Below are 20,229 nucleotides of genomic sequence, written 5' to 3'. Positions count from 1 at the left end.
GCTTAATTTCTCCAAAGGATGTGTACGAAGTACACGACCGATCCAACTAACCACAAAATAGTCAACACAAGCAACAAGATGCGAAGGCCTACTGGTTTGATGTAGTCCATCCAAATGTCGCGCACGCCGATCCAAGCATGCCAAGCAAGCGAAAACATTGCGAGCGTAGCGAGAATCTGTCCCACAGGCATAAAAAGCACTGTAAACGTGAAGAGATTCTTCCATCCCTCATGCGTAAAGCCCGACATCGTGAGGATACCGACCAACAATACGAGTGTGTAGACAGCAAGAATAATGGCCGTGACGCGTTGAGCAATAAACTCGCCCGTGCCGTAGTGTGCGCCAACGACCAGACGCTTAGGACCGATTTTATCAACGGGAACCATCACCACACTCCGAATAATTTGAGGCCAAAGACCAAAGTAAGCGCCAAGCTCACGCCGATGACGAGACTTGCACTTTTTGCTGCAGATTCTTTGTCCAATCCGATATGCAAATCAAGAATCAAGTAACGAATGCCAGCACAGAAGTGATGCAAATAGCCCCAAATCAGGACTAAAAGAATCAACTTAACGAGGGGGTGACCAATGACCATTGCCAGAGCATTAAACCCAGATTGGCTCACGAAACTCATTGCAAACAATGCAATCAGGAAAGGCAAGCACAAAAAGAGTAAAGCCCCACTCACTCGGTGAAGAATGGATACTTTTCCGGCCATCGGCAAGCGATACTTCATCAAATCAGTAACATGAATGTTACGAAATTGAGGACGCGGCTTGTTAGCTGTGTCAGACATAACGACCTCGAACTAAGAACTGTTGAATAAGGGAAAACACTCTATTTTCGCTCATGTAGTGACTGCGTGCAAAACGGTAAAAAAAATCAATCAATTCAAGCTATTACGATAATAATACTCATTAGTCACATAATGACCGATACGTAATTCTACAGGACGGTTTCCGTAGGTGAAGGAAATTCGCTCTACACAGAGTAGGGCTATTGAAGCCGCCAAACCAAGGGCGTGGGCAATGTCATCCGGTGCTACGACAGCACGCAACTTTTCATCTGCGCGTACCATACTGATGCCAAACTCAGACTCAAACAAACCGTAAAGCGGCCCCGAGTAATCATTAAGCAAATCGGCTGTCAAACCCTTGAATAAAGCACCAGGTAGATAAATATCATCGATGACAGTCGGAATATCTGAAAAAGACAACATACGTCGAATCGCCACCACAGGATCGCCCGACTTGATTTCAAGCGCACGTGCAATTTCCGCGTTCGCGCGGATACGACGGCAATCCAACACCTTGCTTTGTGCGGGCTCAGGCGCCCCTTCGTTAGGTGCAAGCCTCAAAAACCTGAAACGAACCCGCGGCTCTCGATGCGTCGCGACAAAGGTGCCCTTACCCTGTCGCCTTAACAATATGTTTTGACCAGCCAGTTCATCAACTGCTTTTCTTACCGTACCCTGGCTCACCTGAAAGCGTGCGGCTAATTCGATCTCGCTCGGAATGGACTCTCCGGGCTTCCACTCGCCGGCATCAAGCGACTTGACCAGCAAAGCTTTGATCTGCTGGTAGAGCGGGCTAAATGCTGCAGCCGTGCTCGTTTCAGAGTCGGCTAAGGCGGTACGAGATTGAGCGCTATCAGACATCGGAATGGCTTTTAAAAATCATCCTATATTATGGCACAGCACAAGGCGAAAGTCCATCACTCTTGTGTCTTATATAAGATATAAGATCGTTGACGAAACGACTGCAATTGCATTAGCATTGCAAGGTTGATTTTCTTGCACATCGCCTCTTTTAAAAGACGTTCCACAAAAAAGCTAAACTCATTTATTACTTTTTCTCACAATCCTCTCAGTTCTATCGGAGATCGTTATGTCCAAACCCGCCGTGCGTGTTGCGGTTACTGGTGCAGCAGGCCAGATCGGTTACGCCCTTTTATTCCGTATTGCTTCAGGCGAAATGCTTGGCAAAGACCAGCCAGTGATCCTGCAACTGCTTGAGATCGCTGATGAAAAAGCTCAAAAGGCGCTCAAGGGCGTCATGATGGAACTCGATGATTGCGCTTTCCCTTTGCTGCAATCGATGACGGCCCACAGCGACCCTCTCGAAGCCTTCAAAGACGTCGAGGTCGCACTTTTGGTGGGTTCACGTCCTCGTGGTCCCGGCATGGAGCGTGCGGATCTGCTAGCCGTGAATGCCGCCATTTTCACAGCTCAAGGCAAAGCCCTGAACGCCGTGGCAAATCGCAACGTCAAGGTATTAGTCGTCGGCAACCCAGCCAACACTAATGCTTACATCGCAATGAAATCAGCACCCGACCTGCCGGCCAAAAACTTCACAGCCATGTTGCGTCTGGATCACAACCGCGCCTTGTCGCAGTTGGCCACAAAAATGGGCAAGCCTGTCGCCGACATTCAAAAACTCGCGGTCTGGGGCAACCACTCACCCACCATGTACGCTGACTATCGCTTCGCGACGATCGGCGGCCAGAGCGTAGAAAAACTCATCAACGATGCAGCCTGGAACCGCGACGTGTTCTTGCCAACCGTTGGCAAACGGGGCGCCGCCATCATTGAAGCGCGTGGTTTGTCTTCCGCCGCTTCAGCCGCGAATGCTGCCATCGATCACGTCCGTGATTGGGTGCTGGGCACACATGGCAAGTGGGTCACGATGGGCGTTGCTTCAGATGGCACCTATGGCATACCCGAAGGCATCATGTATGGTGTACCCGTCACATGCCAAGGCGGCGAATATCACCGTGTGACAGGGCTTGAGGTTGATGCGTTCTCACGTGAGCGTATGGACCTGACGCTTAAAGAGCTGACAGAAGAGCGCGACGCAGTCGCTCATTTACTCAAGTAAGCACCGAGTTAATGGGCCCCACAAGGGTCCATTTTTTCATCACATTCCCTTTTAAAAAATACAAACTCATTTCGGAGAACATCATGTCCAAACAAGCCCCTGCTGGTCAACGGTTTCGCGAAGCACTCGCGGCCGAGACGCCTCTGCAAATCATCGGCGCCATCAACGCCAACCACGCTCTGCTTGCTAAGCGCGCCGGCTTCAAGGCCATCTACCTTTCCGGTGGTGGTGTCGCGGCAGGCTCTTTGGGTTTGCCCGACCTGGGTATCAACACGCTGGATGACGTACTGACTGATGTGCGCCGCATTACAGACGTATGCGATACACCGTTGATCGTCGATATCGACACTGGTTTTGGCCCCTCCGCTTTTAACATCGCTCGAACCATTCAAAGCTTGAGCAAATTCGGCGCAGCCGGCTGCCACATCGAAGACCAAGTCGGCGCCAAGCGCTGCGGTCATCGCCCTGGCAAAGAAATCGTGTCAACAGAAGAAATGCGCGATCGCGTCAAGGCAGCAGCCGATGCACGCACTGATGACAGTTTCTACCTGATCGCACGCACCGATGCGATCGCCTCGCATGGCGTGGACGCAGCGATTGAACGTGCGATTGCTTGCGTTGAAGCTGGCGCGGATGCGATTTTTCCCGAGGCCGCCTATGACCTCGCCACCTTTGAAAAATTTTCCAAAGCAGTCAACGTACCCTTGCTCGCCAATATCACTGAATTTGGTCAAACTCCACTTTTTTCAGTCGAAGAATTGCGCAGCTCAGGCGTGGGCATGGTGCTCTACCCACTCTCCGCTTTCCGTGCCATGAACAAAGCTGCAGAGACGATATACACCGCCATCCGCCGCGACGGTCACCAACGCAATGTGATTGACCTCATGCAAACACGTGATGAGCTTTACGATCGCATCAACTATCATGAATTCGAAGGCAAGCTCGATGCGCTGTTTGCCCAAGGCAAATCCAAATAATTGACTGAGGAGCTCTATATGGCCACGACCAAAAAAACGGTGAAGCGCGCCGCTCCCGTCAAAACTGTTGAGACTGCAGCACCGGTCTTTAAACCAAAAAAATCTGTTGCATTATCAGGCGTGACTGCGGGTAATACAGCCCTATGTACAGTTGGTCGCAGCGGCAACGACTTGCATTACCGCGGGTATGACATTCTTGATTTCGCCGATACAAGCGAGTTCGAAGAAATCGCCCACCTGCTGATTCACGGCAAACTGCCTAACAAGGTTGAGTTAGCCGCTTATAAAGAAAAACTGCGCTCCATGCGCGGCCTGCCCGCCCAGCTGCAAACGGTTCTGGAATCGCTACCTGCTGCCAGCCACCCCATGGACGTGATGCGGACCGCCGCCTCGGCACTGGGCTGCATCCTGCCAGAAAAAGAAGATCACAACACGCCTGATGCGCGTGACATTGCAGATCGTCTCATGGCCAACCTCGGCTCTGCCCTGCTCTACTGGTATCACTTTAGCCATAATGGTCGCATCATCGACGTGCAAACCGATGACGACTCGATCGGTGCGCATTTCTTGCACCTGTTGCATGGAAAAAAACCCAATGCAGACTGGGTGCGTGCAATGCACACCTCACTCATTCTGTATGCAGAGCATGAGTTCAATGCCTCGACTTTTGCCTGCCGCGTGATCGCTGGCACAGGCTCTGATATGTACTCTGCGATTGCCGGCGGCATCGGCGCGCTGCGCGGCCCCAAGCACGGCGGCGCAAACGAAGTGGCCTTTGAAGTTCAGAAACGCTACGAAACTCCGGACGAAGCTGAAGCGGATATTCGTGCGCGCGTTGAAAACAAAGCAGTCATCATCGGCTTTGGTCACCCTGTCTACACGATCTCTGATCCACGTAACAAGGTCATCAAAGATGTCGCCTTGCGTCTGTCAAAGAAAGCCGGCACGACCAAGATGTATGACATCGCCGATCGTCTCGAGGGTGTGATGTGGGATGCGAAAAAAATGTTCGCGAATCTCGATTGGTTCTCGGCCGTTTCTTATCACATGATGGGCGTACCAACAGCGATGTTTACACCGTTATTCGTGATCGCACGTACGGCAGGCTGGTCTGCTCACATCATCGAGCAACGTATCGATAACAAGATCATTCGTCCGGCGGCTCATTACACCGGCCCTGATGATCAGAAATTCGTTCCTCTCGCCAAACGTCGTTAATCAGCATCAACAATATGAATACTGCGAATCGCAAACCTCTTCCAGGTACCAAGCTTGATTACTTCGATACCCGTGCGGCGGTCGATGCCATCAAACCTGGTGCGTATGACAAGCTGCCTTATACCTCGCGTGTATTGGCTGAAAATTTGGTGCGGCGTTGCGATCCTGCGACACTTGTCGCTTCGTTGACTCAAATCATCGAACGCAAACGCGACCTGGATTTTCCCTGGTTTCCTGCCAGGGTAGTTTGTCATGACATTCTTGGGCAAACTGCTCTGGTGGATCTGGCAGGCCTGAGGGATGCGATCGCAGCGCAAGGCGGAGATCCCGCACTCGTCAATCCGGTGGTGCCGACACAATTGATTGTCGATCACTCCTTGGCCGTCGAGTGTGGCGGTTTCGATCCGGACGCGTTTGAAAAAAACCGTGCTATCGAAGATCGACGAAACGAAGATCGCTTCCATTTTATTAACTGGACAAAAAAGACCTTTAAAAACGTTGACGTGATTCCTCCCGGCAACGGCATCATGCACCAAATCAATCTGGAGCGCATGTCGCCTGTTGTGCATGCCCAAGAGGGTGTCGCGTTTCCGGATACCTTGGTCGGCACAGACAGTCACACACCGCATGTGGACGCCCTTGGCGTGATCGCGATTGGCGTGGGCGGCCTCGAGGCCGAGAGCGTGATGCTCGGTCGCGCTTCGTGGATGAGACTGCCTGACATCATTGGTGTGGAACTGACCGGCAAATTGCAGCCTGGCATCACCGCCACTGATTTGGTATTGGCACTCACAGAGTATTTACGTAGTCAAAAAGTGGTGTCCTCCTATCTTGAGTTTTTCGGTGAAGGTGCGGCGCACCTGACACTCGGCGATCGTGCCACGATCTCAAATATGACGCCCGAGTATGGTGCGACGGCGGCCATGTTTTATATCGATCAACAAACCATCGATTATCTGACCTTGACAGGTCGTGAAGCCGAGCAAGTGAAACTTGTTGAAACCTATGCCAAGCAAGCGGGTCTGTGGGCCGATAGCCTCAAGACCGCTGAGTATGAGCGCGTCTTACATTTCGACTTGTCCTCGGTCGTCAGAAATATCGCAGGCCCTTCCAATCCACATCGCCGTGTCGCCACGACTGATCTCGCTGCCAAGGGCATTTCCGGCAAAGTAGAGAATGAGCCCGGCCTGATGCCTGATGGTGCTGTGATTATTGCGGCGATTACCAGTTGTACCAATACCAGCAATCCACGTAATGTGATTGCTGCAGGTCTGTTAGCCCGCAACGCCAATGCACGCGGACTGACCCGCAAACCTTGGGTCAAGAGCTCACTCGCACCTGGCTCAAAAACTGTTGAGCTTTACTTGAATGACGCGAAGTTGTTAGCTGAACTCGAAACACTTGGTTTTGGAATTGTAGGTTTTGCCTGCACGACCTGTAACGGCATGAGCGGTGCACTGGATCCTGTGATTCAACAGGAAATCATCGATCGCGATTTGTATGCCACGGCTGTGTTGTCCGGCAACCGTAACTTTGACGGTCGTATTCACCCCTATGCGAAACAGGCATTCCTGGCCTCGCCCCCCTTAGTGGTGGCCTACGCGATCGCGGGCACGATTCGCTTTGACATCGAGCGCGATGTGCTGGGTATCGACCAGCAGGGCAAACCCGTCATGCTCAAGGACATCTGGCCCTCGGACGACGAAATTGATGCCATCGTCAAGGCCAGCGTCAAGCCCGAACAGTTTCGCAAAGTGTATGAGCCGATGTTCGCCGCGACGGTGGACACAGGTGAGAAGCTCAGTCCACTGTATGACTGGCGCCCTCAAAGCACCTACATTCGTCGCCCGCCCTACTGGGAAGGCGCACTTGCGGGTGCGCGTGAATTAAAAGGCATGCGTCCACTGGCGGTCCTGGGTGACAACATCACAACAGATCATTTATCTCCTTCGAATGCCATCATGCTGGATAGCGCGGCTGGCGAATATCTTGAAAAAATGGGCTTGCCCGAAGAAGATTTCAACTCCTACGCGACCCATCGCGGTGACCATCTGACGGCGCAGCGCGCGACGTTTGCCAACCCCAAGCTCATCAACGAGATGGTGCTGGAAAACGGTCAAATCAAACAAGGCTCGCTGGCACGCATTGAACCAGAGGGTCTAGTCACACGCATGTGGGAAGCGATCGAGACCTATATGGAGCGTAAACAGCCATTGATCATCGTGGCAGGCGCAGACTATGGCCAGGGCTCCTCGCGCGACTGGGCGGCCAAAGGCGTTCGCCTGGCAGGCGTTGAAGCGATCGCGGCTGAGGGCTTTGAACGTATCCATCGCACCAACTTGGTGGGTATGGGCGTGTTGCCGCTTGAGTTTAAAACTGGCGTCAATCGCAAGACCTTGCAGCTCGATGGTACTGAGATCTACGACGTGCTTGGTAAACCGACACCACTTGCGAACTTGACTCTTGTCATTACGCGTAAAAATGGTGAAAGACTTGAAGTGCCAATGACATGCCGTCTCGACACAGCCGAAGAAGTTTCAATCTACGAAGCGGGCGGCGTCTTGCAGCGTTTCGCCCAAGACTTTTTAGAATCGACCGCAGCGGCTTAACGACACAAGCGGGCCCTCACGGAGGGCTTGGCCTGGCTCCACTGAGAGCCATTTACTTTAGGAAATTTTCAAATGGCGCACACCCCTCAAATTAAAGTTCCCGCCACCTATATGCGTGGCGGCACAAGCAAAGGCGTTTTCTTTCGCTTGCAGGATATGCCGCCCGCCACGCAGGTACCTGGTGCTGCGCGCGATGCGTTGCTGATGCGCGTCATCGGCAGTCCAGACCCCTATGGCAAGCAAACAGATGGCATGGGTGCTGCGACCTCGAGTACCAGTAAAACCGTCATCCTGGCTAAAAGCACTCGCCCAGAGCATGACGTGGACTACTTGTTTGGCCAAGTCTCAATCGACAAGCCTTTCGTCGACTGGAGTGGCAATTGCGGCAACCTGTCCGCTGCTGTGGGCCCCTTTAGCATTAGCAATGGCTTAGTTGACCCTGGTCGCATTCCGGAAAATGGCATTGCGACCGTCCGGATCTGGCAAGCAAACATTGGTAAAACTATTATTTCTCACGTACAGATGACAGATGGTGCTGTACAAGAGACGGGAGATTTCGAGCTCGATGGCGTGACGTTCCCCGCCGCTGAAGTTCAGCTAGAGTTTATGGATCCCGCAGCGGAAGAAGAAGGTGGTGGTGGCGCGATGTTCCCCACAGGCAATATCGTGGACGATTTGGTCGTTCCTGGCGTGGGCACACTCAAAGCCACCATGATCAATGCCGGCATTCCTACGATTTTTATCAACGCGGAATCCGTAGGCTTTAAAGGCACCGAACTTCAAGACGATATCAATAGCGATCCCAAAGCGCTTGAAATGTTTGAAAAAATTCGTGCCTACGGTTCGCTGCGCATGGGCCTGATCAGTCAGCTCGAAGAAGCCGCCAAACGTCAACACACGCCTAAAGTCGCGATTGTGGCCAAGCCTGCTGATTACATTGCCTCAAGTGGCAAAGCAATCTCCGCATCCGATATCGATGTCTTGGTTCGCGCGTTGTCGATGGGCAAACTCCACCACGCCATGATGGGCACAGCGGCTGTAGCCATTGGCACTGCAGCAGCTATTCCTGGCACGCTTGTCAATCTTGCTGCAGGTGGCGGCAACTTGGACTCCGTTCGTTTTGGACATCCGTCTGGTACCTTGCGAGTCGGCGCGCAGGCCAACCAAGTCGACGGAGAGTGGCAAGTCACCAAAGCCATCATGAGTCGCAGCGCCCGTGTCCTCATGGAAGGCTGGGTTCGCGTTCCGGGCTAATCCGCGCGAACACTTATCAACGATTAAGCAGGCACTATGCAACAATATTTTTCTCACGCACTCGTTCTGACTTTTACGTTTTTCGTCACCTGCTCCTTTGTGTTTTTCATTTCAGGCGCGTACTTGTGGTTTTTTAAGATCAACGAAGTCAACGCCCGTTTTAAACATCCCTATCTTAAAGAGCGCAGATTCGCAGACCTGCCTATCAGCATCAGATTGACGATTACGCTAGACTACTTTTTACGTATCCTTTTTCACAAATCTACCGCCTCGTTTGCCAGTAACGCGAACCGTTTGTTGTCGCACGTTGATCCCGTAAACCTACCGATGAGTGTGCGCTGGCCCATTGTTGGTCTGTGGGGTAGCTGCGCAGTGGGAATTGTCGCAATGTTGGGACTTTGGGCGCTTTTGATCATAGGGTCTTAATTGATGAGTACGATTGAACACAATGTCATAGGCAAGTGCTTTGAGCTCAGGCTTGAAGGTCATCGCTGCGTGCTCGATTACACCTTGAACAATAAGGTGATGACCATCACTTATACAGGCGTTCCAAGCGAGCTCGGCGGACGCGGTCTAGCTGCTGAGATTACCAAGTTTGCGCTAGAACATGCTCAGTCACAAGGCTGGAAGGTCATCCCTCAATGCAGCTATGTGGCGGCCTATATCAAAAAGCACCCCATTTTTTTGAACTGACTCATATTCAAGAAGAAAGGGGACAAATGTCACGCGCATGCCCCGATAACAATAGGCATCCCACCACTTTGACGCCAAGTTAATTCACCATATAAATTACTTAGCGTAATCTGTGTATCTGTGTATCTGTGTATCTGCGTTCTGTATCTGCGTTCTTGTCAAATGCATATTTTTCTGTTACACAAATCGAATGAATCACCACATCTGACTTGTGAGCTGCAAAATGACTAGGCATCTTTTTGAATTAACCGCGACCGAAGCGGTTGAAATGATTAACCAGAAAAAGATAAAAGCGATCGACTTAGTGGTCGACTGTCTAGAACGTATTTCGTCCTTAGACAAATCCATAGAAGCATGGACATCGTTGGATCCAGATGCAGTGATTGCTGCAGCAAAACGTGCGGATGAAAAGCCGTCAACCCAGCCGCTGACGGGCATCCCTATCGGGCTCAAAGACAACATTGAAACAATCGATTTTCCAACTACTTATGGGTCGGCGATTTACAAGGGGCACCTTCCCGCGCAAGATGCAGTGTGTGTGACGTTGTGCAAAGAAGCGGGAACCATCATTATGGGAAAGACCGCTTCCACCGAATTTGCTTATCGCACTCCCAGCAGCTGCAAAAACCCCCACAACCTTGCGCACTCACCTGGCGGATCTTCTTCGGGCTCTGCAGCTGCCGTTGCTGCACAAATGGTTCCTCTCGCAATCGGCACTCAAACGGCTGGCTCTGTGATCCGACCCGCAGCTTATTGCGGTGTTTATGCGCTAAAACCTCGTTACGGTGACCTAAGTTTTGCGGGTGTGAAGAATCTTGCGCACTCCTTTGATACTCTGGGTTGCATGGCACGTAGCCTTGAAGACCTGTCGCTTTTTTATTGTGCCCTGCAAAAGACTCCGAATCAAAAAATTGATACGTCATTGATTGATGCACCCAACATTGCAATTTATCGAACTGCTTTTTGGGATCAAGCTCAGCCTGCTGCCGTTGAAAGCTTTGAGAAGATGCTCACGACACTCAGTGCAAGCAAAGCACAACTTCATGAAGTCAGGCTCGACAGTCTGGACAAAGAGATGTTGACTGCGTCATGGACGATCAATAAGTTCGAAGGCAGTCGGTATTTCCTGCAAGACGCACTGACAAGCCCGGAGCTTATGTCCGAAGCCGCCCGTGCGCTGGTTCAAGAGGGACTGGAAATCAGTTTTGATCATTACCAAGCCGCAAGAGCCGTCTTCGAAAGGGCCCGGTCATTAATCTCTTTAACCTTGGCTGAGTTTGACGGCGTTGTCAGTCTCTCCTCGCCTGGCGAAGCTCCAGTCGGTCTGCAGGATACGGGGCCAGTGACCTTTAATTTCATTTGGACCTCAACCTACCTGCCTGCATTGAACATACCCTTTTTCAAGGGCCCCTCGGGACTACCGATGGGGATGCAGGTGGTGGGCACAGGCACCCATCACCAATTGCTGGAGATGGGTAGCTGGATTGAAAAACAATTGCAAAAGTAAACACCCTTGTCGGTCACCACACGGAGCAAAACAGCGATGATCAAATACGACGCGCAAACCAATATGTTAGACCGGCAAATTGAGGGTAAGATCGCGTGGAAAAACGCTCAAGTCAACGAATCGGATTACCTGATCCCCGTCACCAATGCCTTGCTTGAAGAGATTGACCAGACCATTGAGGTTCTGAGTAAAAATCCGGTAGAGACGACAGCGTTATGCCTATCGGACTACCCGATGCCACACTCGGATGCGCTAATGGCAAAAGTAAAAGCCATTCTCGATGAGGGAGTGGGATTTGCGATCGTCGACAAACTCGACGTCGAGAAATATAGCAAAGAAAGCCTGACCCAAATTTATTGGTTACTGTCGAGCAGAATTGCTCGTCCTGTGGCTCAGGCCTATGATGGCCGCTTGCTCTACGATGTTAAAGACACGGGTAAGAAAACGGATGTCACAGTCAGAGGTGACCTGACGAACCAAGAGCTGTCTTGGCATAGCGACTACGGGTTTAATTTTGCGCCTCCTTACCTCGGGTTGCTGGTTCTGAGGACCGCTAAGGAAGGTGGCATCAGTCAGGCAGGTAGTCTTTTGAACGCACATAATGAATTGCGCAAAAGAGACCCAGCCCTGATGCAGCGGCTCTACGAGCCCTTCTACTGGAACAGGCAAGGTGAGCACGCCAAAAATGAACATCCGACGCATTGGCATTCTATGTTTCAATTTGATGGCAAGGACGTTCGCGCACGCTATAACCGTTCGCTCATTCCGGTGGGCTACGAGCTAGAAGGCAAGAAACTTGATGACAAAGGACGTGCGGCTATTGATGCCATCTCAGAGATCTTGGCTGAGCCCGAGAACCATTTAACGTTCACGCTTGTCGCCGGACAGATGCAGTTCGTCAATAATTTTAAAATGGCTCACCTGCGGTCTAACTACGTTGACTACGATGAGCCCGACAAAAAGCGGCACCTGATCAGAATCTTCTTGCGCGACTATGGTCGACGCAGTTATATGGGTTAGTTTAGATAATTTTCTTTTGGAGATAATGATATGTCGTACGCGTTAACAGATGATGGCGTGAAGCTCTACTATGAAGTGACAGGTTCTGGTACAGACCTCGTTTTTGTGCATGAATTTGGCGCCGACTACCGAAGCTGGGAGCCACAAGTGCGACACTTTGCGCGTCGCTATCGCTGCATCACATTTAACGCTAGGGGCTGGCCTCCATCGGACGTACCAGCAGAGGTGTCTTCTTACTCGCAGATGCGGGCGGTCAAAGACATCTTGTGCGTCATGGATGCGGTGAGCTCAAAAAAAGCACACGTGGCGGGCCTATCCATGGGCGGTTTTGCCAGTTTGCACTTAGGGCTTAATTATCCAGAGCGAACGCTTTCAATTTGTGTTGCTGGTTGCGGGTACGGTGCCGAACCCGAAAAGCGTGCCCAGTTCCGCATAGAGAATGAAAACTCAGCCGCTGTTCTGTTTGAGCAAGGGATGGAGGCATTCGTGGAGATGTACTCCAAGGGTCCTACCCGTGTGCAGTTCGAGAATAAAGACCCTCGAGGGTTTGAAGAGTTTAAGGCAATGTTTAAAGAGCATTCGGCTTTGGGCTCAGGCAACACCCAATTAGGTGTCCAAAGGGAACGCCCTTCTCTATATGAGCTCAAGGATCAGTTTGAGAAAATGACGGTGCCGACTCTTATTGTCAATGGTGATGAAGATTGGCCTTGTCTGTTACCGGGGCTTCTGATGAAGCAATCAATCCCCTCAGCTGCGTTGGTGGTGCTACCCAACGTTGGTCACACGATCAATCTAGAAGCCGCAGACGCCTTTAATCGCGAGTTAGGCGATTTTATTGGATGGGTAGACAGCGGTCGCTGGCCTCAGCGTGATCCACGCGCAATGGTGACTTCCATTACCGGGATGAGTAAATGACATTCACCGAGCATCCTTTGACCCCAAAGATTTTGTTTGGAAAGTCAGATCATGTTGGTTGGATTGTTTTCAACAACCCTGATCGCCATAACGCCATTAGCTTTTCCATGTTTCAGGGGCCGATATTTCAGAGTTCGATGACAAATTCGAATCGCTTTCCATCATGCAAGGTTCGGCTTAATCCATAACAGAAAACGATTGCAAACCACTACCTAGAACGCGGATTTAGCTGATAGAGTGATCGGATGTTTTTTAATGTTTTTGGAGTTAATCATGCCGCTACCACTCGAAGGTGTCACTGTCCTAGATTTCACCAGTTTCGTTGCTGGCCCTTATTGCTCAATGATTCTTGGAGACATGGGCGCCGATGTGATCAAGGTGGAGGCGTTTCCCGGTGGCGACACATCTCGTGCGTTTGACCCAAAGATCAACGGCGAGTCGTATTGTTTTGCTGTCATCAACCGCAACAAGCGAAGCCTAGCCATTGACCTGAAGTCTGCCGAAGGCAAGAAGATTGTGATGGCGCTCGCCAAGCGGGCTGATATCGTGACAGAAAACTTCCGCCCTGGCGTGGCTAAACGACTCGGTATCGATTACGAGAGTTTGAAAGAGTTAAACCCTGGTCTTGTTTATTGCTCCCTTTCCGGATTCGGGCAAACCGGCCCCTACAGCAGCAAGGGTGGATACGACATCATCGCCCAAGGCATGAGCGGCATCATGGCGATGACTGGCGAACCCGATGGTAGACCTACAAAGGTCGGCATCTCAATGAATGACATCGCCTCCGGCGTGACGGGCTTGTACGCGATTTTGGGTGCTTATATTTCGCGCTTGCGGACTGGCAAAGGGCAGTACGTTGAGACATCCCTGCTCGAAGCAGGCCTAGCCTGGTCTTTCTGGGAAATTGCTGCCTTTTTTGGGTCTGGTGAACTGCCCTTACCGATGGGTACCCGCCATCGTCGCACAGCTCCCTATCAGGCTTACAGGACCGCTGATGGATACATCACCATTGGAGCCAACACGGAGAAGGCTTGGCAAGCGTTTTGTGATTCCGTGGTCGCACAACCTACATGGGCTGCTGACCCTAGGTTCGTGAACAATTCCGAACGCGTTAAAAACGCTGATTTACTAGAAACGTTGATTGAAGGCGTTTTTCAGACTCAGCCGACGGCTCACTGGGTAAGCAAACTTGACGCGGCTGGGATCCCTGCAGGACCGGTCTACACGTTTGACCAGGCACTTTCAGATCCGCATATTTTGGCGCGCAACATGATTGTGGAGATTGATCATCCGATCATGGGTAAAACCAAGGCATTTGGGTCGCCTGTTAAGTCTAGCGGCGAGTTCACCAAAATCCGCTTACCTGCGCCGTGGTTGGGACAACACACCGCCGATGTCTTGAATTCTGTCGGCCTTAGTGAGGCTGAAATTAGCGCACTGTTCGATCAAAACGTGGTCTACGACCAGTATCGGGATCGCAGTCAAGTGCCTTACCCCAATACGTAACCTCCATCCGCAATCAGGGTCTCACCGGTCACATAGCTCGCCGCATCCGAACAAAGAAACAGGGTCATGTTGGCGACTTCATCGGTGGTTCCCCATCGACCTAGCGGCACGCGCTCTAAGCCGCGGTCGCCCTTATAGGTTGTCGCTGCTGTTGTTTGGGTCATGCGGGTCAGGGAGCGCCCAGGCGCCAAACAGACGACTCTCACACCTGAAGGGCCCCACTCGACGGCAGCCGCCCGTGTTAACTGTGAGACAGCCGCCTTCATCGAGGCATAGATTCCGCGATTCTCTCCACCACAAAAAGCCGTCTGAGAACCAATCGACAGAATCACACCTTTCTTGCGGTTGACCATTGCCTCGCCCACGCCTCGCATCAACTGCCAAACGCCGACAAAGTCAGTGGCGACCAAGGCCTGCACGTCTTGTACGGACATTGAAAGCAGTGGTTTTGCGATGAGAATGCCCGCATTGTTAATAAGAATGTCTACCTCACCAACCACCTGGCACAAGCGATCGACCGACGCGGGGTCAGACTGATCGAACTGATAGCCTACCCCCCCAAGCTCAGAGGCCAAGGATTGCACACGCTCTAACTCTATGTCAGCTAACAGCAAGGAGGCGCCATAGGCGTGAAACTTTCGGGCGATTGCCTCTCCAAAACCATTGGCAGCGCCCGTGATCAGCACACGTCGCCCGCTGAAGTCAAGAAGGTTATCCATTTTCACCGTGGTGCCTGCCTTTGCAAAACCCACTCCATGGTCTTTCGCACGCCTTCAACGAGGTCAGTCGCGGGCTCAAAACCAAAGTCACGTCTGGCTGCCTCAATGTTGAGCAAACCGACCCCAAAACTGTTCCAACGCATCCCAGCCGGATCAATCTCAGCCTGAGCGTTGGGTAGGCAAGCTTGGAGCGCGCTAATCACATCACGTGCCGTGTGGATCACGCCCGGTCCAATGTTATAGGTTCTTTGAGGCAATTTTGGCTGGTCCATGGCCTGGATCACCGCATCCACCACATCATCGACAAAGATGTACTGGCGAGTCCGATGGGGATCCTCACAGACAAGACTCCTGCAGCCCGCCAAGGCGTCCTCAATGAGCAGACGTATCAGACAAGGTGTGATGCGACCGGGACCATAACCGCCTGCGACACGAAACGTGACCATGTCAACGCCATGACTCAGAAAATAGGCGTTGACCAAGGCATCTCCCGCGGCTTTGGTTGCACCGTAGATGCTTGAGGGATTAAGCCACGACTTCTCGGTGATCTCACTCAAGTCAGGGTGGTCGCCATAGGCAACCACCGATGAAAACCCAATGATGCGCTCTATGCCCTCAATACGCGCAGCTTCAAGCAATCCAGTTAAGCCGTCCAAGTTAATTTGAACGATTCTATTGGGTGAGTCATTGAGCAGCATCGGCCCAGAAACCCCCCCAGCATGCACTATTTTATTGACGCGATGCTCCCGAATCACTTGATACCAACGATGTGGGTCCGGAAGGTCGTGAGACACGAAAGGCAGCTTAAACCCAAGCGGCTGCGATCTATCCATCCCCACGACTGCACAGCCCCTCTGTGCGAAACGACTCGCGACTGCAGCCCCAATCAACCCACCGACCCCTGTCACCAGAACGCTATCTTTGCTCATGGACTCGACCCAACTCATTTAAGAGGCATAAGTAGGTCGGGCAGCCAAATCGTCAGCTCAGGGAACAGAATCAACAGGATCAGCGTAAAGAGCATAGTGAGGAATATGGGCCAGAGCTTTCGCCAAAAACTCATCATGCTAATGTTCGACATTCGACATAGCAAGAACATCGTTAGACCGTAGGGTGGCGTCACCAGTCCGATCAACAAGGTGAACACCGTGATCACGCCGAAGTGAACTTCGTTGATTCCCAAGGCAACCACCGTTGGCATCATCAGGGGTACAAAGACAAGAATAATCGGCACTGTGTCCAGCATCGCACCCAGTAATAAGTACAGCAGAGCAACGCCGAACAAAAAGACCACCGGGTCATTGGTGATACTGGTCATCCAAGTTGCCAAGCCATCCGCAGCGCCATACAGCGTCAAAACGCGCCCGAAAATTGCTGCCGCACCGATAATCAGAAAGACCGAACCGACCGTGCGTGCCGTGGATAAGATTTGCCGTGAGAACGCCTTGGCAGAAAGCTCGCGGTAGATCACCCCCCCCACCAAGATCACAGCCAAAACACCCAGAACAGCCGCCTCAGTCGGGGTGGCGATGCCCGTCAACATGCTGCCCAAAACGACCACTGGGATACACAGAACCGGAAGCCCGATTGCCGTATCACGCCAGCGTTGTGCCGTTGGCACCTTGGGCTCTCGCGGATAGTTGTTGATCTTGGCTACAAAATACGCCTGGCACATCAAAAAGATGCCCAATAGCACGCCAGGCACAGCGCCTCCCAGAAAGAGGCGACCGACCGAAGCCTCTGTGGCTGACGCATACAAGATGAAGGCGATTGACGGCGGGATCAGTGGCCCGATCATGGCCGCACCAGCGATGATCGATGCGGCGTACGCGACGGGATAACCAGCGCGTTTCATCGCGGGAATCAGAAGCTTTCCGGTTGCTGCAGCATCAGCCAGGTCAGAGCCTGACATTCCCGCCATGACCATATTCACCGTAACGCTCACGTGGGCTAGTCCACCAGAAATATGGCCAATCCATGCTTTTGCGACATTGACCAAACGCTGTGTCACACCGGATACCAGCGCTAAGTCACCCATGAGCACAAAAAATGGAATCGCCATCAGCACGAAATGGTTAAGCCCCTGCCAAATGGTCGTCGGCAAGGTAGAGATGGGAATCGGCGAAGGCGCAAACAAGATCCCCACCGCGGACGCTCCAATCAACACAAAAGCAATCGGTACCCTCATGAGAAATAAAACAAAAAATGTAATAGTGATTAGCGTCAACCCGTCCATGTTCAACCCCTCTTAAACGTCTTGCACTTCTTGACGAACCGTCGGCATGATGCCGCGTAGCCGATCAGTCAGAAGCTTGGCGGTGTAGACAATCATGACGGCGCCTGTCACAGGCACCGAGTAAGCAAAAATAGATAGGGGAAGACCCAGAGAGATGGACGTCATGATGTCCAAAACGCGAGCGTTCTGCCAGCCCCAATAGACCACAGGCAACAGCACAGCGAGGGTCACTATGTCACTAAAAATAAGCATTAAGCGCTTTCCAACATTACTAAGCGCGTCATAGAGCACCGTCATGCAGATGTGGTCATCTACTCTCTGTAAAGCGGCCGCTCCCCAGAGCGCTAACCAGACCATCATCAGACGCCCACCCTCCTCAGTCCACGGCATTGAAATCTCAGAGGGCAATATGTGGCGTGCAAGCACCTGCAAGGTTGCAGTCAAAAGCATCATTAAGATTAAGGCTTGGCTGATTCCATCCTCAAGGAAAAGCCAAAGTTTGGTCGCCCCCTTTTCGTTAGAATAGTCATCGCGAATCACAAATACCAACCAAGCGGCAAGTGCCAGTGACATCCAAAAAATTATCGTCAATCCAATCGGTATTGGCATCATCATGGCAGGTTATCCTTAATTTTTAATCCAAGTGCCCCAGCGCCCGGCACTGACTGCAACAAGAAAGTCAGCAACAAGTTGGTTGAACATAGCAGGCTCTTCTAGGTTTAGCGTGTGGCCACAATTGGGCAGCACCGCCAGTCCAGCGTGAGGCGCTTGCTTGGCAATAAAGCGGCAGGCTTCCTCTGCCGGAGTGTCTTGGTCACCGATCATGACAAGAATTGGCAATTTGCAATCACGCAGTGCTTTTTCCAGATCCGTAATGGGTGCTCGGCTTGTTAAAGTCGTGCGCATGACATGCTCGGCCCCGACGGGGTCAAGTTGACTCATGAGTCTCAAAAACATTGCCCATGTGATGGGGTCTTTGTGTTTCAAGGAGAGCCGTTGAGGTGCCGTTGAAACCGAATCGACCACAGCTTGGACACCTCCAGCGGCAATTCCGTCCGCAAGATCGGTTGCTGCTTGCAACCACGCTTGGCGATTAGACGTACCCGCACCCGCCCCCACGACGACGAGTCCGAGGACTTTCGCGGGTCGACGCAGCGCAAAATTCAACGCAAGGTTGCCCCCCGTTGCAATGCCAACCAAATGGGCTTGTTGAATACCCAACCCATCTAACAAGCCGTCTATGTCTTCGATCAGGCGATCATGCAAATAAGACCCGGCGTCAGTCGGAACCGTAGATGGCGGATACCCGCGATTGTTAAAGCTTATTACTTGATAAAAGCGGCTAAAAAAACGGACCTGGGACTCCCAGGCTCGCATATCAGTCGCGTACTCATGCAGTAACACCAGCGGTACACCTTGGCCCGTCACTTCATAGTAAATATCTACATCATTGACGGCAAGGGTTGGCATCGCTGGCTCCCGGTCAGAGTTTTAAGCGATTACTTCTGGCTATTCATCACTTGCTGAACAAGATCGGGCCCCACGATGGTGGAGAAGTACTTGATCACTGGCTCTGTGGCTTTTTCAAACGCAGCGCGATTAGGCTGTGTGACTTTGACACCGTTCTTTTCCATCAATGCGATTGCATCTGCATTGGCCTTGGCCGCACCAGCCCGCATCGTTTCCCCAGCAACGCGCGCTGCCTTCAAAACAACGTCTTGATGAGCGGGAGAGAGTGAGCTGAACTTTTTCATGTTCATCAGGTAAACCGTTGCTGTGAAGATGTGGTCTGTCACCACCAAGTTCTTGGCAACTTCATACAGCTTCGCGTCAGACATACCGTGATAGTTGGTCTCTACACCGTCGATGGTCCGCTGCTGCAAACCCGTGTAGACCTCGGGCCATGCCATTGGAACGGGGTTCGCGCCAAGTGCCTGAATGGTTCTGACATAAAGTGGATTTTCAATAATGCGGATTTTCTTGCCTTTCATGTCTGCCGGGGTATTAATGACGGTTCCATTCATCAAGAAACCACGAAAATCCCAAACACCCCACGAGAGGCCTTTGATGCCTTTTGACTCAAGCGAGCCTAACAGCTTGGATCCAATCGGACCTGTCAACGTTGCCCAAGCGGTGTCGCGGTTCTTCCAGATAAATGGCAGCTCAGTGATACTGAATGTGGGCTCAATTGCCGCGACAATACCAGCTCCGTTCATTGCAATATCAAGCGTCCCTAAACGAACCTGAGACAGCATTTCCAGCTCACCGCCCAGCTGTGAGTTTGGGAAGAGTTCGATTTCAACTTGGCCGTTGGATAATTCTTTGGCTGCTTTTGCAAACGCCTGCGCGCCTTGCCCGGCAATTGATACGGCAGTGGTGACGTGCCCAAGTCGCAATTTGACTACTGGTTGTGCTACGGCGGTTGTTGAAACTGCGGCGAAGGCAGCGAAGATTGCTCCGGCAGCAAATATTTTTGTTAGTCGCATTTCATTTCTCCAAAAATCAGAAACAGTGGTTACGAATTAGGGGAACACTTTTTTAAAATTTTCGTTCGACCAAGACTAAGCGTGCGGTAACAAGAATGTCAAGTTGAATATTGTTTATGTTGAATAATGATTATTAAAGCAATAGCAATGAATCAATCCACTTGAGGTGAAACATCGCTCAAACAACGCACTAAAACTATCTTAAATAACAGA

Annotated in this window: 20 protein-coding genes; 11 read left to right on the top strand and 9 right to left on the bottom strand. The window is 51.7% G+C overall.

The window, feature by feature from the left end; all coding sequences use genetic code 11:
• Positions 1-2 precede the first annotated feature (2 nt).
• The 3 genes from sdhD to AC8GE9_RS09595 form a co-directional block, all read right to left on the bottom strand.
• Positions 3-386, bottom strand: coding sequence for a succinate dehydrogenase, hydrophobic membrane anchor protein (gene sdhD, locus AC8GE9_RS09605; RefSeq protein ID WP_506676943.1), 384 nt, complete (start codon positions 384-386; stop codon positions 3-5).
• On the bottom strand, positions 386-796 hold the full coding sequence (gene sdhC / locus AC8GE9_RS09600) for a succinate dehydrogenase, cytochrome b556 subunit (protein WP_506676942.1): 411 nt from the start codon (positions 794-796) through the stop codon (positions 386-388). Before sdhC ends, sdhD begins: the two co-directional genes overlap by 1 nt.
• Positions 797-886: 90 nt before the next feature.
• Positions 887-1,657, bottom strand: a complete 771-nt coding sequence (locus AC8GE9_RS09595) for a GntR family transcriptional regulator (RefSeq protein ID WP_506676941.1) — start codon at positions 1,655-1,657, stop codon at positions 887-889.
• Between the two features lie 229 nt (positions 1,658-1,886).
• Between AC8GE9_RS09595 and AC8GE9_RS09590 the strand changes: the two genes are divergently transcribed.
• The 11 genes from AC8GE9_RS09590 to AC8GE9_RS09540 all read left to right on the top strand — a co-directional run bounded on the left by AC8GE9_RS09590 (position 1,887) and on the right by AC8GE9_RS09540 (position 14,575).
• On the top strand, positions 1,887-2,876 hold the full coding sequence (locus AC8GE9_RS09590) for a malate dehydrogenase (protein ID WP_506676940.1): 990 nt from the start codon (positions 1,887-1,889) through the stop codon (positions 2,874-2,876).
• An 83-nt stretch (positions 2,877-2,959) separates the two neighbouring features.
• Positions 2,960-3,853 carry a methylisocitrate lyase gene (gene prpB / locus AC8GE9_RS09585; protein WP_506676939.1) on the top strand — a complete coding sequence of 298 codons (894 nt, stop codon included), beginning with the start codon at positions 2,960-2,962 and terminating at the stop codon, positions 3,851-3,853.
• Between the two features lie 18 nt (positions 3,854-3,871).
• Positions 3,872-5,071: a bifunctional 2-methylcitrate synthase/citrate synthase gene (gene prpC / locus AC8GE9_RS09580; protein WP_506676938.1), complete on the top strand. Its 1,200-nt coding sequence runs from the start codon at positions 3,872-3,874 to the stop codon at positions 5,069-5,071.
• A gap of 14 nt (positions 5,072-5,085) precedes the next feature.
• Positions 5,086-7,680: a Fe/S-dependent 2-methylisocitrate dehydratase AcnD gene (acnD, locus tag AC8GE9_RS09575; protein WP_506676937.1), complete on the top strand. Its 2,595-nt coding sequence runs from the start codon at positions 5,086-5,088 to the stop codon at positions 7,678-7,680.
• Between the two features lie 72 nt (positions 7,681-7,752).
• On the top strand, positions 7,753-8,934 hold the full coding sequence (gene prpF, locus AC8GE9_RS09570) for a 2-methylaconitate cis-trans isomerase PrpF (protein WP_506676936.1): 1,182 nt from the start codon (positions 7,753-7,755) through the stop codon (positions 8,932-8,934).
• A 36-nt stretch (positions 8,935-8,970) separates the two neighbouring features.
• The gene (locus AC8GE9_RS09565; protein WP_506676935.1) at positions 8,971-9,360 is read left to right on the top strand and encodes a hypothetical protein; all 390 of its coding nucleotides are present in this window, start codon (positions 8,971-8,973) and stop codon (positions 9,358-9,360) included.
• A 3-nt stretch (positions 9,361-9,363) separates the two neighbouring features.
• Positions 9,364-9,627, top strand: a complete 264-nt coding sequence (locus tag AC8GE9_RS09560; protein WP_506676934.1) for a GNAT family N-acetyltransferase — start codon at positions 9,364-9,366, stop codon at positions 9,625-9,627.
• A 223-nt stretch (positions 9,628-9,850) separates the two neighbouring features.
• Complete coding sequence (locus AC8GE9_RS09555; protein WP_506676933.1) at positions 9,851-11,134, top strand: amidase; 1,284 nt, start codon at positions 9,851-9,853, stop codon at positions 11,132-11,134.
• A 36-nt stretch (positions 11,135-11,170) separates the two neighbouring features.
• Positions 11,171-12,154, top strand: coding sequence for a TauD/TfdA family dioxygenase (locus AC8GE9_RS09550; protein WP_506676932.1), 984 nt, complete (start codon positions 11,171-11,173; stop codon positions 12,152-12,154).
• A gap of 30 nt (positions 12,155-12,184) precedes the next feature.
• Positions 12,185-13,069, top strand: coding sequence for an alpha/beta fold hydrolase (locus AC8GE9_RS09545; protein ID WP_506676931.1), 885 nt, complete (start codon positions 12,185-12,187; stop codon positions 13,067-13,069).
• A 273-nt stretch (positions 13,070-13,342) separates the two neighbouring features.
• Positions 13,343-14,575, top strand: coding sequence for a CaiB/BaiF CoA transferase family protein (locus AC8GE9_RS09540; protein ID WP_506676930.1), 1,233 nt, complete (start codon positions 13,343-13,345; stop codon positions 14,573-14,575).
• Here AC8GE9_RS09540 and AC8GE9_RS09535 read toward each other — a convergent pair.
• From AC8GE9_RS09535 to AC8GE9_RS09510, 6 genes are read right to left on the bottom strand one after another with little or no spacing between them, the layout of a single operon-like run.
• Positions 14,560-15,294 carry an SDR family NAD(P)-dependent oxidoreductase gene (locus AC8GE9_RS09535; protein WP_506676929.1) on the bottom strand — a complete coding sequence of 245 codons (735 nt, stop codon included), beginning with the start codon at positions 15,292-15,294 and terminating at the stop codon, positions 14,560-14,562. The genes AC8GE9_RS09540 and AC8GE9_RS09535 overlap by 16 nt on opposite strands.
• A 2-nt stretch (positions 15,295-15,296) precedes the next feature.
• Positions 15,297-16,223: an NAD-dependent epimerase/dehydratase family protein gene (locus AC8GE9_RS09530; RefSeq protein WP_506676928.1), complete on the bottom strand. Its 927-nt coding sequence runs from the start codon at positions 16,221-16,223 to the stop codon at positions 15,297-15,299.
• A gap of 14 nt (positions 16,224-16,237) precedes the next feature.
• The gene (locus AC8GE9_RS09525) at positions 16,238-17,530 is read right to left on the bottom strand and encodes a TRAP transporter large permease (protein WP_506676927.1); all 1,293 of its coding nucleotides are present in this window, start codon (positions 17,528-17,530) and stop codon (positions 16,238-16,240) included.
• 12 nt (positions 17,531-17,542) lie between these two features.
• Complete coding sequence (locus tag AC8GE9_RS09520) at positions 17,543-18,145, bottom strand: TRAP transporter small permease (protein ID WP_506676926.1); 603 nt, start codon at positions 18,143-18,145, stop codon at positions 17,543-17,545.
• A gap of 12 nt (positions 18,146-18,157) precedes the next feature.
• A complete protein-coding gene (locus tag AC8GE9_RS09515) occupies positions 18,158-19,000 on the bottom strand; it encodes an alpha/beta fold hydrolase (RefSeq protein WP_506676925.1) in 843 nt (280 codons plus the stop codon).
• A 29-nt stretch (positions 19,001-19,029) separates the two neighbouring features.
• Positions 19,030-20,016 (bottom strand): TRAP transporter substrate-binding protein, encoded by a 987-nt coding sequence (locus AC8GE9_RS09510; protein WP_506676924.1) that lies wholly within the window; start codon positions 20,014-20,016, stop codon positions 19,030-19,032.
• Positions 20,017-20,229 lie beyond the last annotated feature (213 nt).

The organism is Zwartia lucis (genome assembly GCF_965234455.1).
Taxonomy (GTDB): Bacteria; Pseudomonadota; Gammaproteobacteria; order Burkholderiales; family Burkholderiaceae_B; genus Zwartia; species Zwartia lucis.
This window is presented reverse-complemented; position numbering and strand designations above follow the sequence as displayed.

Coding starts and splice junctions, on each gene's coding strand:
- sdhD (WP_506676943.1), bottom strand. CDS start 386: ATGGTTCCCGTTGATAAAATCGGTCCTAAGCGTCTGGTCGTTGGCGCA.
- sdhC (WP_506676942.1), bottom strand. CDS start 796: ATGTCTGACACAGCTAACAAGCCGCGTCCTCAATTTCGTAACATTCAT.
- AC8GE9_RS09595 (WP_506676941.1), bottom strand. CDS start 1,657: ATGTCTGATAGCGCTCAATCTCGTACCGCCTTAGCCGACTCTGAAACG.
- AC8GE9_RS09590 (WP_506676940.1), top strand. CDS start 1,887: ATGTCCAAACCCGCCGTGCGTGTTGCGGTTACTGGTGCAGCAGGCCAG.
- prpB (WP_506676939.1), top strand. CDS start 2,960: ATGTCCAAACAAGCCCCTGCTGGTCAACGGTTTCGCGAAGCACTCGCG.
- prpC (WP_506676938.1), top strand. CDS start 3,872: ATGGCCACGACCAAAAAAACGGTGAAGCGCGCCGCTCCCGTCAAAACT.
- acnD (WP_506676937.1), top strand. CDS start 5,086: ATGAATACTGCGAATCGCAAACCTCTTCCAGGTACCAAGCTTGATTAC.
- prpF (WP_506676936.1), top strand. CDS start 7,753: ATGGCGCACACCCCTCAAATTAAAGTTCCCGCCACCTATATGCGTGGC.
- AC8GE9_RS09565 (WP_506676935.1), top strand. CDS start 8,971: ATGCAACAATATTTTTCTCACGCACTCGTTCTGACTTTTACGTTTTTC.
- AC8GE9_RS09560 (WP_506676934.1), top strand. CDS start 9,364: ATGAGTACGATTGAACACAATGTCATAGGCAAGTGCTTTGAGCTCAGG.
- AC8GE9_RS09555 (WP_506676933.1), top strand. CDS start 9,851: ATGACTAGGCATCTTTTTGAATTAACCGCGACCGAAGCGGTTGAAATG.
- AC8GE9_RS09550 (WP_506676932.1), top strand. CDS start 11,171: ATGATCAAATACGACGCGCAAACCAATATGTTAGACCGGCAAATTGAG.
- AC8GE9_RS09545 (WP_506676931.1), top strand. CDS start 12,185: ATGTCGTACGCGTTAACAGATGATGGCGTGAAGCTCTACTATGAAGTG.
- AC8GE9_RS09540 (WP_506676930.1), top strand. CDS start 13,343: ATGCCGCTACCACTCGAAGGTGTCACTGTCCTAGATTTCACCAGTTTC.
- AC8GE9_RS09535 (WP_506676929.1), bottom strand. CDS start 15,294: ATGGATAACCTTCTTGACTTCAGCGGGCGACGTGTGCTGATCACGGGC.
- AC8GE9_RS09530 (WP_506676928.1), bottom strand. CDS start 16,223: ATGAGCAAAGATAGCGTTCTGGTGACAGGGGTCGGTGGGTTGATTGGG.
- AC8GE9_RS09525 (WP_506676927.1), bottom strand. CDS start 17,530: ATGGACGGGTTGACGCTAATCACTATTACATTTTTTGTTTTATTTCTC.
- AC8GE9_RS09520 (WP_506676926.1), bottom strand. CDS start 18,145: ATGATGATGCCAATACCGATTGGATTGACGATAATTTTTTGGATGTCA.
- AC8GE9_RS09515 (WP_506676925.1), bottom strand. CDS start 19,000: ATGCCAACCCTTGCCGTCAATGATGTAGATATTTACTATGAAGTGACG.
- AC8GE9_RS09510 (WP_506676924.1), bottom strand. CDS start 20,016: ATGCGACTAACAAAAATATTTGCTGCCGGAGCAATCTTCGCTGCCTTC.